At 59.2% G+C, this 15,623-nt stretch carries 10 protein-coding genes; 4 read left to right on the top strand and 6 right to left on the bottom strand.

What is annotated here, in order from left to right:
* Position 1: 1 nt before the first annotated feature.
* From ACIPR4_RS08380 to ACIPR4_RS08370, 3 genes are all read right to left on the bottom strand, one after another.
* On the bottom strand, positions 2-505 hold the full coding sequence (locus ACIPR4_RS08380) for a gluconokinase (protein ID WP_245536493.1): 504 nt from the start codon (positions 503-505) through the stop codon (positions 2-4).
* Positions 502-1,887 carry a glucuronate isomerase gene (gene uxaC, locus ACIPR4_RS08375; RefSeq protein WP_013568225.1) on the bottom strand — a complete coding sequence of 462 codons (1,386 nt, stop codon included), beginning with the start codon at positions 1,885-1,887 and terminating at the stop codon, positions 502-504. The genes ACIPR4_RS08380 and uxaC overlap by 4 nt, the downstream gene beginning before the upstream one ends.
* A gap of 261 nt (positions 1,888-2,148) precedes the next feature.
* Positions 2,149-3,297 carry a TIGR03435 family protein gene (locus tag ACIPR4_RS08370; RefSeq protein WP_013568224.1) on the bottom strand — a complete coding sequence of 383 codons (1,149 nt, stop codon included), beginning with the start codon at positions 3,295-3,297 and terminating at the stop codon, positions 2,149-2,151.
* A gap of 165 nt (positions 3,298-3,462) precedes the next feature.
* On the opposite strand from ACIPR4_RS08370, the gene ACIPR4_RS08365 reads away from it, so the two are divergent.
* From ACIPR4_RS08365 to ACIPR4_RS08345, 4 genes are all read left to right on the top strand, one after another.
* Positions 3,463-5,565, top strand: a complete 2,103-nt coding sequence (locus ACIPR4_RS08365; RefSeq protein ID WP_013568223.1) for a beta-N-acetylhexosaminidase — start codon at positions 3,463-3,465, stop codon at positions 5,563-5,565.
* Between the two features lie 4 nt (positions 5,566-5,569).
* On the top strand, positions 5,570-6,712 hold the full coding sequence (gene nagA / locus ACIPR4_RS08360; protein ID WP_013568222.1) for an N-acetylglucosamine-6-phosphate deacetylase: 1,143 nt from the start codon (positions 5,570-5,572) through the stop codon (positions 6,710-6,712).
* Between the two features lie 223 nt (positions 6,713-6,935).
* Positions 6,936-11,003: a sodium:solute symporter family transporter gene (locus ACIPR4_RS08355; RefSeq protein ID WP_013568221.1), complete on the top strand. Its 4,068-nt coding sequence runs from the start codon at positions 6,936-6,938 to the stop codon at positions 11,001-11,003.
* Positions 11,004-11,830: 827 nt separating this feature from the next.
* Positions 11,831-12,463, top strand: a complete 633-nt coding sequence (locus ACIPR4_RS08345) for an RNA polymerase sigma factor (RefSeq protein WP_013568219.1) — start codon at positions 11,831-11,833, stop codon at positions 12,461-12,463.
* A gap of 7 nt (positions 12,464-12,470) precedes the next feature.
* Here the strand turns inward: ACIPR4_RS08345 and cobA are convergent, their stop codons facing one another.
* Genes cobA through ACIPR4_RS08330 form a run of 3 tightly spaced genes read right to left on the bottom strand, consistent with a single transcriptional unit; the run spans position 12,471 to position 15,585 of the window.
* Entirely contained in the window at positions 12,471-13,247 is a 777-nt protein-coding gene (gene cobA, locus ACIPR4_RS08340) for a uroporphyrinogen-III C-methyltransferase (protein ID WP_013568218.1), read from the bottom strand.
* Positions 13,244-13,876: a precorrin-2 dehydrogenase/sirohydrochlorin ferrochelatase family protein gene (locus tag ACIPR4_RS08335; protein WP_013568217.1), complete on the bottom strand. Its 633-nt coding sequence runs from the start codon at positions 13,874-13,876 to the stop codon at positions 13,244-13,246. Before ACIPR4_RS08335 ends, cobA begins: the two co-directional genes overlap by 4 nt.
* Positions 13,873-15,585, bottom strand: a complete 1,713-nt coding sequence (locus ACIPR4_RS08330) for a nitrite/sulfite reductase (RefSeq protein WP_013568216.1) — start codon at positions 15,583-15,585, stop codon at positions 13,873-13,875. Before ACIPR4_RS08330 ends, ACIPR4_RS08335 begins: the two co-directional genes overlap by 4 nt.
* Positions 15,586-15,623 lie beyond the last annotated feature (38 nt).

The following is a 15,623-nucleotide window of genomic DNA, read 5'->3' as shown; positions in this document are numbered from 1 at the left end:
CTTACTTCGTTAGCTTCGTCAAAATTTCGGTGACTACTTCATCCGGAGTCCTGTCATTTTTCACATGCAAAGCGTCGTCTGGATCTTCCAGCGTTTTGAACTGACTCTCCAGCAACCCTGGGTTCATGAACTCGTGGTTTCGCAGAGCCAGCCGACTCGCGACTAGCTCCTTGGAGCCTTCGAGAAGCACGAACTGTACCGCACCCGCAGGCATATGCGCCGAAAGCGTCTCACGGTACTTTTCCTTCAGAGCCGAACACGCCAGGACTCCACTCTTCCCCGTCTCAAGCCAGTCCCGCAGAAGCACATTCAAGCGCTCCAACCAGGGCTCGCGGTCGTCATCGTTCAACGGCTGCCCGGCCTTCATCTTCTCTTTGTTGGCCAGCGGATGGTAGTCGTCCCCATCGGCAAACACAGCGCCCTCGCGCTGCGCCAGCAGGGTTCCGATCGTGGATTTCCCCGACCCCGATACTCCCATCAACACCACAATCATCGGCGCGCTCACAGTTTGTATGCCTTTCGCGCCAGGTTCACCGTCAGGTCTTCGATCAACTCGAAGGCCTCATCCTCGTCCAGACGATGCTCTGCGACCAGACGTCCCAGGAAGGCGCAGTCCACGCGGCGCGCCACATCGTGGCGAGCCGGAATCGAAAGCAGTGCACGCGTATCGTCGTTGAAGCCGCAGGTGTTGTAGAACCCGGCGGTCTCCGTCACCTGTTCGCGATACCGCATCATGCCCTCAGGCGAGTCATGGAACCACCACGCCGGCCCAAGCTTCAACGCGGGATAGTGCCCAGCCAGCGGAGCCAGTTCACGCGAATAGCTCGTCTCGTCCAGCGTGAACAGGATCAACGTAAATCCCGTCTCGTTCCCATACTTTGAAAGCAGCGGCCGCAGCGCACGCACATACTCCGTCGGCGAAGGAATGTCCGCGCCCTTGTCCCGCCCAAACTTCTCGTAGACCTTGGTGTTGTGGTTCCGCACAGAGCCCGGATGCAGCTGCATCACCAAGCCATCCTCCACACTCATACCCGCAAGTTCCGTCAGCATCTGCGCCTGGAACAGCTCTACGTCCGCAGCCTCGAAGGTGCCCTTGTAGATCTTTCCATACAGCTCGGCAGCTTTTGCTTCGCCCAAGTCAGCCGTCCGCGCCGTCAGATGCCCGTGGTCCGTCGCCGTCGCGCCCATCTCCTTGAAGAACGCTCGTCGCTTTCTGAGAGCATCGAGATACCCCTTCCAGCTTGAAACATCCTCACCGGTCAGCTTCCCCAGCGTCTCAATGTTGTCTTTGAAGCCGGCAAATTCCGCGTCGACGACGCCGTCCGGACGGAACGTCGGAACGATGCGTCCCTTCCATCCACTTGCGCGAATCTTCGCATGGTGCTCCAGCGTGTCCGTCGCCGCATCGGTCGTGGCCAGGACTTCAAGATTGAACTGCTCGTACAGTGCGCGAGGTCGAAAGCCTGGCTCTTTCAGCTTCTTATCGATCGTTTCATAAAACGCGTCCGCATTCTTTTCGCTCAACCGTTCCGTGAAACCAAAAAGATTTTCGAACTCATAGTCGATCCACGCCCGTGTGGGCGTTCCGCGAAAGAGATAGTAGTTCCGTGCAAAGATCCGCCAGACCTCACGCGGGTCCGCCGGTTGTCCGCTGATTCCGAGGGACTCCAAAGAAATACCCTGCGAGTACAGCATCCGAAACACATAATGGTCCGGCTGAATGAACAGCGCGGTCGGGTTCGGAAATGCTTCATTTTCCGCAAACCAACTGGGATCCGTGTGCCCGTGCGGACTGACGATGGGAAGCTTCTCCGCTACTTGATAAAGCTTGCGAGCAACGTCCCGCGCCACACCTTCCGCGGGAAAAAGCCTGTCCTTATGCAACATTTCTTCGAGCCTCGCTTAATTTCCTGCTCACACTTAGGCCCTTGGCCTTTCGCACGAACTCAAATACTGACATCCCGGAATCATAGCCATGGATAGCAACGTTGCCAATGGCTTACCATTTATAGGCCATTTGCCATAGAGATGCCAGATCTAAATCATGCGTACGTCGGCTCCGGACTTTGACGGCAGAACCCAGGTATCCGACTTTGTCACCCCGCAACACAGCCGAAGGGACCTGCTTTGAGTAGCACCGCAAGCAACCTAGTTTGCAGAAGGTTTTTCGAGGTGATCCACCACAAGGACCTCAAGTGGTGCTTTCTTCGGATTGAGTTTCAAGCCGAGTTGCGCCTCCAGAGCGTGGATAAATGCAGCTGCGCTGTCATCCACATTGGAGCCCTCACCCAGAGCACCTGCAGGAAGCCGGAGCGTAAAGTTGAAGAGGCCGGTCAAACCGGTTTCGTCGACAATCTGGCGATCCTTGATGAAATTCATCAGGAGATTGTCGAACTCCAGCATCGTCATGGAAGCGAATTGAAGCCTCCATTCACCGTCGTCCTCTTTGTGAACGTAGATATTTCCAGGCCCCTTCTCATCGGGGTCGCTTCTGGTCAGCTTTGGAGGATTTCGCTCGATGGTCACCGTATAAACGGAAAAAATCCTCTCGACCTTGTGAATTTTGAGACCGAATCGTTCCACGAGTAACTTTTGGAGCATCAGCCGGTATTGGTCCAGACTGGGCTGGCCTGGGGCATCCGGTTCCGCCGCGATATCGAACTTCAGATCATCGATCCAGGGCGGGCCACCTTCAAGCTGACGAGGCCGCACCTGCCATGCGAACTGGATGAGATCGGATACGGTGGTGGCCTTGGCCTGAAACTGCCGCGTGCGTGTTGCATAGGACCGTTGTTTGGCGTCCGGAGGGCTCGGCTTGATCGTCGCCACCTCAAAGGCAGGATCTGCGGTTGCGGACATGGGTGGCAGGGCGGAAGAACCTCCCCGCTTCCAGCGCGTATCTGGTGTGGCCAGGACAAAGGTCAGCGGCAAGGGCTTCTTCTTCTGCGTCCAGATTCCAGTGATCGACTTCCCGTCCAGGGCTAACTTTCCTTCATAGCTGAGGTCGGCGACGTCCGAAACAATATTCAGATTCGGGGAAGCAAAAGAGACGGCAGAGAAAGGGACGCTGGAGCTATCGCGATCGATCAGCGAGTAACCACCGCGCAGAGAGCCATCCTCGTTCTTCGCGATCTTGAGGACAATCCGCGGACTGTCGGCATCGGGCAAAATTCCCTGCCAGGTCCCTGTGATTTCCTGGGCATGAAGCGCGGAACTCACAACAAGCGCGATCCTCGCAATAAAGAGAAGCGCCTTGTTCAGACCGAATCTCCCTGCAGTTTCGTCCAACCGATGCATATCACCCTGTCCTTACCAGATGGACGCAGAAGTCGACCATTCGCTCGAAGGATTTGCTCTGAAGGGCGATGTCGTTGATTCAGTCGCACACAGCCAAGCCCGCCCCATTCCGTCCGATTACCAGATCATTTCCCATGCAAGGCATTCATCGGTTAACGTTGCCGTATGCATCTTCATCGGCTTCGCCTGCTTCCCTTCGCTGCCTGCGTGCTCGCGCCCTTCGCCCTTTCGGCCCAACTCGCGCTCATCCCAATGCCGCGCGAAGTCCACGATGCGGCTCCGATCAACGTCGTTAACGGTGTCTCCATCGTCTGCAATCAGTGCGACAAAGAGGACTCCTTCGCCGCCGACGATCTGGGCAAGGCCCTCTTCGAGCGTGGTATCTCCGTCGCCTCCACCACAGCGCCGCAGATCGCCCTTATGCGCACGAACTCCGCCGAGGCCAAATCCGCCATGTCGAATGCCCACATCACCTGGACCGCCGACATGGACGCCGAGGGATACGTGATCCTTCCCGCCGGAAACGGCATCGCCGTCATCGGCAGCACACCCTCCGGCGTCTTCTATGGTGCACAGACGGCCAAGCAGCTCGTGGATGCGAACAAGATGCTCCACACCGCGACCATCCGCGACTGGCCTACCCTGAAGATTCGCGGTCTCGACGACGATCTCTCGCGCGGCCCCGTTCCGACGCTCGACTTCCAGAAGAAGCAGATTCGTATCCTTGCTTCCTTCAAGCTCAACGTCTATTCGCCCTACTTTGAACACACCATGCAGTACGCCTCGCAGCCGCTCATAGCGCCGCCGGGAGGCTCCATCTCCGCCGCTGACGCCCGCGAGCTCGTCGCCTACGCCGCGAAGTACCACATCACCGTCATTCCCGAGCAGGAAGCCTTCGGCCACGTTCACTACCTGCTCAACTACGAGCAGTACTCGCCACTCTCCGAAACGCCGCACGGACAGGTCATGGCTCCCGGCCAGCCCGGTTCCCTCCAGCTCACCAAGCAGATGTTCATCGAACTCTCGCAGATCTATCCCAGCCCCTATCTCCATGTGGGTGCGGATGAGACCAACGAACTCGGCCGTGGCCAGACCAAGGCCGACGTCGATACACGCGGTCTCGGCGCGGTCTACCTCGACTACATGCAGAAGATCGTTGCGGAGCTCAAGCCGCTCAACCGCAAGATACTCTTCTGGGGCGACATCGCCATGCACGATCCAGCGCTCGTCAAGGCGCTTCCGCAGACCTTCAAGGACTCTGTGATCGCTCTCGGTTGGGAGTACAACCCGCAACCCAAGGGCTTCGCTCCCTGGATCAAGCCCTACATCGACGCAGGCATCGAGTGCTGGGTCTCTCCGGGCGTGAACAACTGGTCGCGCGTCTACCCGAATAACAACATGATGTTCGCCAACATCCAGAAGTTCACCGCCGAAGGTCAGCAGGGCGGCTGCACCGGCCAGCTCAACACCATCTGGAACGACGATGGCGAAGGCCTCATCAACTCCGACTGGTACGGCATCCTCTATGGAGCCGCCGCCGCCTGGCAGCAGGGAGAGGCTCCCATTCCGCAGTTCCAATCCGCCTACGGTGCAGTCTTCCACGGTGACGCCACTGGCAAGATCGACGAGGCCCAGAAGGAGATGATGCTTGCGCACGCCCTTCTGAAGGACAACTTCAAGCAGTCCGATGGCTCCGACCTCCTCTTTTGGGTCGATCCCTGGTCGCCGGACGGTCAGCACCTCGGAGACCTCATTCGTCCCTATACTTCGGAGCTTCGCCTCCATGCAGAGCGCGCCATTGTGCTCGTCCGCCAGGCCCGTATGACCGCCAACCTGCGTGAGACCGATGCCCTCGATGCTCTCGAACTCGGTGCTCGTCGCATGGACCTCATCGGTCTGAAGTTCCAGGTCACAGACGAGATCGCCAACTACTACGCTCTTGCTTCAAAGAACCAGACGAGCAAGGTGAAGACCGATCGTTCCCTGGTCGGAAGCTCTCTCGGCGCGATCAACGGCGTCAATGGCAAGCTGCAGGACCTGCGCGACGGCTACTCTCTCACGCGCGATCTCTACGAACAGGCCTGGCTCAAGAGCTACCGCCCCTACTGGTTGCATAACAACCTAGCTCGTTACGATCTCACCACCCAGCTCTGGCTCTCGCGTATCGACAAGGTCCGCTCCGCCCAGCGCCAGTGGACCGCCACGCAGACCATCCCCACCGCAACAGAACTCGGTATTCCGGCACCCCCGGTCACGGCGGCTCACTGAACTCATGGCAACAACTCTCACAGCAAAGCAACTCATCACCGCAACAGGCGTCCTCGATAATCCTCTGATCACGCTCGAAGGAGACCGCATCGCCGCGGTCTCCTCCCGCGCAAGTACAGAAGCTTCCAGCGTCACGCACGACTTCGGCGAAGCCATCCTCACCGCCGGTCTCCTCGACATCCACATCCACGGCGCAGCCGGGCACGACGTCATGGAAGGCACACCCTCCGCCCTCCACACCGTCTCCGCGCACCTTGCGAAGACAGGCGTAACGGAATACCTCGCCACCACCGTCACGGCTTCGCTCGACTCTACGTACCATGCCCTAGATGCCCTTGCGACGGGCATCGAACGCACGCCCGAAGGGGATGCGGCGAAGATCATCGGCATTCACCTCGAAGGCCCCTTCGTCTCGCACGCCAAGAAAGGCATGCACCCGACCGAGTTCATCATTCCTCCTACGGTGAACCTGCTCAATAAGTTCTGGGACGCGTCACGCGGCCACATCAGTCTGATCACGATCGCTCCGGAGCTCCCCAATGCGCTCGACACCATCGCACACGCCAAAGAACTTGGGATCCGCATCTCCATCGGCCACTCCAACGCTGTGAAGTCCGAGGCTCTCGCGGGCATCGCCGCAGGAGCCACCAACGCGACGCACACCTTCAACGCCATGCGCGCTCTCAATCATCGCGAGCCGGGCATTCTCGGCGTTGCTCTGGACGACGACAAGCTCTTTGCCGACCTCATCTGCGACGGCATCCACGTTGCTCCTGAACTGATTCGCCTCTGGCTCAAAGCAAAAGGTCCCAAACAGGCCATTCTCATCACCGATGCGATGGAAGCCATGGGCATGCCCAATGGCACCTACAAACTCGGCGGCACCGAAGTCCAGGTCAAAGACGGCCGCTGCACTTCGGCGGAAGGCGTTCTCGCCGGAAGCGTGCTCTCTTTGGATCAGGCCGTAGCCAACCTGCAGACCTTTACCGGTGCTGATCTCCCCACGGCGATTCGTCTGGCCACCGCAAACCCCGCCCGCATGCTGGGTCTGCCCGAAGCCCTCATCGAAGGCGCTCCCGCAAACTTCAATGTCTACCTCCCCTCCGGCCGCCGCACCCAAACCATCCTCCGCGGCCAACTCCTCTAATACCCCACCGTGCCCCATTCTTTCGCGGCTTCATCGCGAAAGGGTGGGGTCGCCCGGAGCGCACAAACCGGATGTCTGAGGAATTCGCGAAAGCTATCCGGCGTTCTCAAGTTTCCGTAACAGCAGATCCCTGCGCTTCGCTACGGGATGACAAAGTCGAAGAACGCCCTGAATCAGCTGACTTGCTGACCCGCTAACTCGCTAACCTATACACTCATCCACAATGCTCCCCGCCCGCCTTCATCCTTTCGATCTCGCGCTCGTCGCGCTGTACCTCATTGGCATCACGCTCTTCGGCCTGCGCTTCCGTAGTTCAGACAAGTCGCTGAAGAACTACTTCCTGGCCGACAGATCCGCCCCGTGGTGGGCCATCGCGCTCTCCATCGTCTCGGCGGAGACCAGCACTCTCACTATCGTCAGCATCCCAGGCCTCGCCTTCGGCGGCAACTTCGGTTTCCTCCAGCTCGCCATGGGATACATGCTCGGACGCATCGTCCTCTGCATCGTCTTCCTCCCGCGCTATTTTGAAGGAAACCTCCTCACGGCCTACCAGTTGATCGACCGCCGCTTCGGCAGCACGCTGCACAAGGTGACTGCGGGCCTCTTCCTGATCGTCCGCGCGGCAGCGGAAGGTGTCCGTGTCTTCGCCATCTCCATCGTCGTCTCGCTCGCCATCGGAGCAGGAGACATTCTTTCCATCGGCATCATCTCCGCGCTCACGCTGATTTATACCTTCGAAGGCGGAATGGCTGCCGTCATCTGGACCGACGTCGTACAGATGGGCCTGTACCTCTTCGGCACCATCGTCGCCATCATCACGCTTGGAACCCACGTCCAGGGCGGATGGACAACCATCCACGCCGTCGCCGGAGCCGCAGGCAAGTTCCAGATCTTCGACTTTGCCTGGTCGCTTAGCAGGACCTATACCTTCTGGGCAGGCATCCTCGGCGGAACGTTCCTCACGATGGCCTCCCACGGAACCGATCAACTCATGGTGCAGCGCCTGCTCGCCGCGAAGAACCTCCGCGAATCCCGCCTCGCCCTGCTCTCCTCCGGCGCGATCATCTTCGTACAGTTCACGCTCTTCCTGCTGATCGGCGCAGGCCTCTTCGTCTTCTACGGCCAGCATCCGCAGGCCTTCTCCACCGCGGACAAGATCTTTCCCACCTTCATCGTGCAGCAGATGCCCACAGGTATCGCAGGCCTTCTCGTCGCAGCGATTCTGGCCGCCGCTATGAGCAATCTCTCCGCCGCGCTCAACTCACTCTCCTCCACCACGGTCGTGGACTTCTATCTTCATCTCCACCCCAACGCGACAGAGCAGCAGCGCACGATGATCTCCCGCGCCAGCACCTTCATGTGGGCGCTCATCCTCTTCGGCATCGCCGTCTACTCCGTCTTCGTCGGAGGCAAGGGCCACGTCGTGGAAACCGGCCTCTCCATCGCCTCCGTCGCCTACGGTTCGCTGCTCGGCGTCTTCCTTCTCGGCACACTTACGCAATACGCAACGCAAACAGGAGCCATCGTCGGCATGATCTTTGGATTCGCTCTCAATCTCGCCCTCTGGCTCCAGACCGCTCCTGTCCAACTTGGCAGCTTCATTTTGCCCAAGGTCGCTTATCCCTGGTTCGTCCTCATCGGCTCCATCGTCACCTTTGCCATTGGCTCACTGGTGAGCGTGTTCACAAAACAGTCGAAATCAAAGGCGATCATCGTGATTGCATTCGGCATCATCGCGTTCCAATCCCGCACAATGCACGCGTTCGTATCAGAGCCGACGGCGTCCTATGATTTCAGCGAAATCGACACGCTCTTCACCACTGCGATCACCGAACACAAACTCCCCGGCGCAGTCTTCATCCTTAGCACCAATGGTCATATCGCCTACCATCGCGCCTACGGAAACCGTCAGACTGAACCCACCGTAGAACCTATGACTGAAGAGACCGTCTTCGACATGGCTTCTCTGACGAAATGCCTCGCCACCGCGACCTCGATGATGCAGCTCTATGAACGGGGCAAGTTCCAGCTCGACGATCCCGTCGCCAAGTATCTGCCCGACTTTGCCGTCAATGGCAAAGAGGCCATAACGATCCGCCAGATCCTCACGCATCACTCCGGCCTTGCGCCAGACGTCCCGCTCAAAGACCCCTGGGGCCTCGCCGCTCCCGACCGCGCCGAGGGCATTCGCCTCGCCCTCACCTCCGTCCCCGCAGGTCCAGCAGGCCGAAAATTCGTCTACTCCGACATCAACTACATCGTCGCGGGCCTTCTCGTAGAAAAGTTTTCCGGCCAGCGCGAAGACGAGTACGTTGTCGAACACATCTATCGCCCGCTCGGCATGACACACACACGCTACCTGCCCTATGACAAGGTCTGTGGACGCAACACGAAGATCGGCGCAGCCGTCGTCTACAACCCCAACGGCCCGCTCGCCAAGTGCATCGGTGAACCCTGGCCCGGCGGTCTCATTGCCAACATCGCGCCCACCACGCACGACGACGAAGGCAACGCCCAGACCAACCCGCACTTCAACCAGATCACGCGCGGCACCGTGCACGATCCCACCACGCGTCGCATGGGAGGAGTCGCAGGACACGCCGGCATCTTCTCCACCGCCGGCGACATAGCGATCTACACGCAGGCTCTCCTCGACCGCCTCGCAGGCCGCCCCTCCAACTTTCCCCTCAAGACCGAAACCCTCCGCATCATGTGCGAGCCAGCGCAGCCGACCGGCAGCAGGAACCTCCGTGGCATCGGCTGGGACATCGACACGCCCTTCTCCCGCCCACGAGGCAGCCTCTTTCCTGTCGGCAGCTTCGGCCACACCGGCTTCACCGGCACCACGCTCTGGATGGATCCGCGCACGGACACCTTCTACGTCCTGCTGAGCAACGCCGTCCATCCCCGCGTCTCGCAGCCCATCACACCTCTGCGTGGAGCCATCGCCACCGCCGCAGCAAAAGCCCTCGGCCTCTATTCCGAGACATCCTCGGAAGACGGAGGAGTTCTCAAGAAAATCGCCGGTACAACCGGAGATCAGGCTCCAAAACCAGCACACGCTACCGGCCCCGTCGTTACCACCGGCCTCGACGAGCTCGAATCCCGTCGCTTCACCCAACTCATCGCGCTCGCTAAAGAACACGACGACCATCTCAACATGGGCCTCCTCACCAACGGCACCGGCCTCGACGCTACAGGCAAACGCAACATCGACGTTCTCCTGACGCAGGCTCCGACGAAGATCAAGCTGACGATGCTCTTCTCTCCAGAACACGGTATCTCCGGCATGGAAGACCGGGAAGGCATCGGCTCCACCAAAGATGCCGCCAGCCATCTGCCTATCTTCTCCCTCTACGGCGAAAAGGCTGCGGACCGTCACCCCAAACACGAGCAACTCAAAGACCTCGACGCTGTCCTCATCGACCTGCAGGACGCGGGCGTCCGCTTCTACACCTACAAGACAGTCCTGGGATATTTCCTCGAAGCTGCTGCCGAAGAGAAGAAGCTCGGCCACCGTCTCGACATCGTGATCCTCGACCGTCCCGCTCTCGCCTCTGCCGTACAGGTCGCGGGTCCCATGCTTGATCCGGGCAAAGAGTCCTACACCGCCTACATGGTGGAACCCGTGCAGCACGGCATGACCTTCGGCGAGATGGCGAACTTCATCAACGGCGAAAAGCATCTCGACGTACCCGTCACCGTCGTCAGAATGGCCAACTACCAACGCGGCCTTTGGTACGACGCCACGGGCATTCCCTGGGTACGTCCATCACCTAACCTCGTCTCGGTCGAAGCCTCCGCCACCTACCCCGGTGTGGAGCTTCTCCAGTACTCCAACTTCTCCGTCGGTCGAGGCACGCCCACGCCCTTCCTCATCGTCGGCTCTCCTTTAATTCCCACCGATGAAGCCGCCCAAAAGCTCGCTGATGCATTGAACGCACGTCACATCTCCGGCGTCCAGTTTGAGCCCATCAGCTTCACGCCCACTGCCCCTTATCCAGGGGCAGGCAAACTCTGCCACGGCGTCCACATCACCGTCACTGATCGCTCGCGCATCGACGCTCCTGAGCTCGGCATCGAACTTATTTCCGTCATTCATAGCCAATTCCCCATCGCCTTCAAGACGGACCGTCTCGGCAGAATCGGCGGCAACCAAGCCACTCAGGATGCCATCATGGCCGATACCGATCCCCGGAAGATCGCCGCCATGTGGGAAGACGATCTTTTCGCCTACCGTCAGATTCGGGCGAAGTATTTGCTTTATGGATTCCTACCGTCGGGAAAGTAGTGAAGGGAGTTCGGAGTGCCCTGAGTAGGAATTTAAGTTTAGGGTCTTGAATGGGAGAGTACGGCTTGCCAAACTGACCTCAAGGATCGTTCTGATGCTCGGCGGATCCATTTGCGCGATTCTTTCATTTCTGGACCGTAGTTGTGCTTTTTGGGCACCTGGTTTGTCGTTCCTACGGACCCTCATGTTACGCACGCCCAGATGTTCAGATGCGGCTTTGGTTCTCCGCTCTTTCCTTCGGGGCTTTCTTCGTATTCGGTACCCTTTCGGTCAAGGCATTCGGGAAGGCAGCATCATTAAACTGCCCTACTAAGTAGCGCCTAACCCTTCACCGTAAGGTTTACGTCTAAAATAAGAAGAGAGGCTGACCTTGCACCCAGTGAACCCCAGGTCGCGGACACAGTGGATACTCTTCTCTGTGCTGCTGTTCGTTGGACTTTTCACTGGCAGTCTTAACTGCAAATTCACCCAGATCAATCACGCTCCACAGCGCACGGGCAGCCGCGCAGTCTCCGCACATTCCAGCCTCTCGGAGATTGCACAGCGAGCGAAGCGATCTACTCCACCCGCCATCGCTGTTTCCACACTCTTCCTTTTCTTCCTTTTCAGCACGGCTCCTACTGCTGTTGTAGCAACGCGCCTGCATGAGTGCGAATGCCTGCATCCCCGCAGCGACGCAAGCCTCTGGCTCCCCACGTTGATGTTCCGCCCCCCTCCCGTCCATTCCTTCGCCTGACAGACCCGTCGTCGCAATCGCGACGAAGTCTTTGGCACTCGCAGAACTCTGCGCGTAAGACGGCGATGAGCCGTCGGGAAAAGGACATCCCATGCAAGACTCTATTTCAGCCAATCCTCAGGCTTCCTGCAGCCCGGAAGAACTCGTTGCACGACGCCGTACTCTCGCGGATTTAGCAATGAAGGAGCGCTCCTACTTCCTTCGCGTCGCCACATCCATCCTGCATCACGAAGCGGACGCAGAAGACACTCTGCACGCGGCTTTCTGCTCGGCGTGGAAGGCCGTCGAGCGCTTCCGCGAAGATGCGGCGATGAAGACGTGGCTCACGCGCATTGTCGCCAATGCCGCTTTTTACGAACTGCGCAAACGGCGTAACAGGCACCTTTTCTTCATGGAAGATGAGGCCGAATCCGTAGCATTGGCAGAAGTCGAAGCCAGCCTGCTCAGGGAAAATCCCGAAGAGGTAAGTATCCGGAGAGCGCAGGTCGCACTTGTGAAGAAACATCTCGCAAAACTGCCCGAAGAGACGCGTCAGATCCTAACGCTTCACTTCTTTGGAGACGAATCCATTGAGGAGATTGCAAGGCTACGCAGCAAGTCCCATCGCGCCGTCGCTTCGCATCTGCAACGCGGGAAAAAGCTTCTGAGGAAGAGCGTGCAAAGAATGCCCGCTTACATGATCGAGCGCCAACAAAAGTTCGCACAACAGCACCAACTCTCGTAGACCGCTCTCAGCCGTGAAGCCCTTCGGCTGCGGCTGAGAGTTCTTCAATCAGATGTTCTCCCTGGCCAGCCAGAACGCAATCCATGGCGCGTCCCACCAGCACGAGCAGTGGTGCCGCACCCGCCTGCAGCGTTTCCAGTTCGGAGAGCCGTACGCCGTCCACACGCTGCTCCGGTGTTGCGGCCTTGCTCACAGCCACCACCGCAACATCCCCCGCCACTCCTGCAGAACGGAGCTCTCGCGCCAGCGCCGCAAAGTCTCGTCCAGGCATGTAGATCGCCAGCGTCGCATCCTCAGGCAAAGTACCACTCCAAAGCGGAGGTGGCGCACTCTTGTCCGCCGCATGCTGTCCCGCAATCAGGATCAACTTCGAAGCCGTCCGCCGGTCCGTCATCGGAACCTGCATCGCCGCAGCGGCCGCAAACATGGCAGAAACGCCGGGGACTACCTCGACCTCAATCGCAGCCTCACGCAGGGCATTCAGCTCTTCTGCCGCGCGACCGAATACCATCGGATCGCCGGACTTCAATCGAACCACCATCAGACCACGCCGCGATGAATCGATCATCAGGGCATGAATCCCGGCTTGTGTGATCCGTGGCCGTCCACAACGCTTGCCTACGCTCGTCACCAGCGCCCGCTTGCTTGCCAGGGCAACAATCGCATCCGGCACGAGATCGTCATGCAGCACCACATCCGCCGTCTCCAGAAGGCGAAGGGCACGCACCGTCAGCAGCTCCGGATCGCCCGGACCAGCACCCACGAGATAGACCTTACCGTTCACGACACCCTCTTGATCGAAGCCATATGCTCGCGCGCAATCATCCGTGTCGGGCAATCCTGCGCGCCGCAAACCTCACGCTTTGCCAGCTGATGCAGCAGCATCTTGCGCGGCTCGCCGAGCGGCTCCACCGCAGTCACTTCTCGACGCAGACGTCCGAGTTCCATCAGCCACGGTCCAAGGTCCTTCGGCAGCTGTTCGTTCAGCTCCTTGCGCAACTGCTGCGCAAACGCCGGACTCTCACCCGCCGTCGAGATCGCGATCTGCAACTCGCCTCGACGCACGATGGAGGGAAAGTAGAAGTCGCAGTAAGGAGGATCGTCCACCGCGTTGCACAGGATGCCGCGCTCCGTCGCCGCTGCGTACACCGCGCGGTTCACCGGAGGCACATTCGTCCCCGCAACGACGAGGAACATTCCCTCAACGTCGCTTGTCTGATACTCACGTCGCAGCAGAGTGATCTCACCGCTCGCAGCCCACTCTTCTACCCGGGGATCGGCCTGTGGCGCAACCACCGTCACCGTCGCCTCAGACTCCAGCAATGCAGCGATCTTCCCTTCCGCAATCGCACCTGCGCCCACAACGAGGCAAGGCCTCGCCGTGAGCTTCAGGAAGAGAGGAAAGAGGCTCATCCTACATTCCCCGGAACGCGTCCCGCAGGTAAATCGCGCTCTACTGGAGCCACGATCTCGCCAGCAAGCTGTCCACGCAACTCTTCGTTGCTGTAGCGGGCAAAATAGCCGCGCAACGATTCATCGCTCACGCGCTGCTTCATGTACGTCGTCAGCAGGCGCTCAATCGCCACGGGAACTTCTGTAGCCGGAACGCGATATCCCACAGGACGCGCGATGCCCGCGTGGTCGCCCACAGCCCCGCCTAGAAGGAAGTAGTACGCATCCACCAGCTTGCCGTCCTGTTTGATCTTCTTGCCTTCAAGGCCGATATCAGAGATCCAGCTCTGTCCACAGTTGTTCGGGCAGCCCGTAACATTGATCCGCAGCTGCTCTGTAAATTCGGGCATGCGCTCTTCCATCTCGTCGACGATCCAGCGCGCGAAACCCTTGGTCTCCGTGATGGCGAGCTTGCAGAACTCGGTGCCTGTGCAAGCTACAGTCCCGCGCCAGAAGCTCGAACCCTCGACGTGCAACTCCAGCTTGCTGATCTCCGCGATCAGGTCGTGTACCTTCTCGCTCGGCACGCCCATCAGAATAATGTTCTGCTGAATCGTGCAGCGCAGATCGCCTGCGCCGTATTTGTCCGCCAGGTCCGCCAACGCGTAGAGCTGATCGCCTGTCATACGTCCGCGCAGAACGGTCAGGCCAACATAGTTCAGACCCTTCTCCTTCTGCGGATGAACGCCCGTGTGATCGCGATACTGATCGCCGGGAACATGCTCAGCAGGAGCGGGATCGAACTTGAAGCCCATGCGCGTCTCCAGCTCTGCGAGGAAGCTCTCGGCCGTCCAGCCATGCTTCAGGAAGAGGAACTTCAGGCGCGCAGTCGTGCGGCTTTCGCGCAGCACCGTCTGCTCGCGGAAGATCTCCACGATCTTGATGCAAACCTCTTCTGCCTGCTCCTGCCGAATGAACGCATCCAACTTCACCGCGATATGCGGGTCCTTCGACAGACCACCGCCCACACGCACTGCGAAACCAAGCTCACCAGCGGCATTCGCCACACCGGTCAGCGCGATGTCATTGATCTCCGGGTAAGAGCACCAGATCGGGCAGCCCGTAATGCAGATCTTGAACTTGCGCGGCAGGTTCACAAAATCGTTGTTCGCTGTCAGCGTCGCAGCCACCTTCTTGGCAATTGGCGAAGCATCGAAAAGCTCCGCTGCATCATGCCCAGCCAGCGGGCAACCGGTTACATTGCGAACCACATCGCCACAGGCGCCCTTCGGCGAAAGGCCGACCTTTTCGAGCGCATCCACCACCAGCGGCAGGCTCTCAATCGTCAGCCAGTGAAATTGGATGTTCTGTCGCGTGGTCACATCGGCTAGATTCTGCCCGTGGTCCTTGGCGATCTGCGCAATCACGCGAGTTTGCTCGCTGGTCAGAATGCCGTTCGGAATCCCGACGCGCATCATGAAGTATTCAGTAACCAGACCTTCTCCACCTACGCCGCCGGTTGCACCCGCGCCATCGCCCTGCGTGTAAATACCCCACCATTTAAAGTAGAGATTGGCCCAATCGGGAACGACGGCCTCGCGCCCTTCGCGTGCAAACTGGCGAACCTCCTCCCACGCCTGCCAGGGGTTCTTTTCCAGCTTCAGACGCTCGGACTTCTGCGCCTTTGTCTCTTTTTTCGCTACTACCGCATCCGCAACCTGCTCTGCCATCGCCCTTATCCTGCCTTCCAAAATCTATGCCCTACAAA

It is taken from the genome of Terriglobus saanensis SP1PR4 (genome assembly GCF_000179915.2).
Lineage (GTDB): Bacteria > Acidobacteriota > Terriglobia > Terriglobales > Acidobacteriaceae > Terriglobus > Terriglobus saanensis.
The sequence above is the reverse complement of the archived record's forward strand: the minus strand, read 5'-3'. Positions and strand labels throughout refer to the sequence as shown.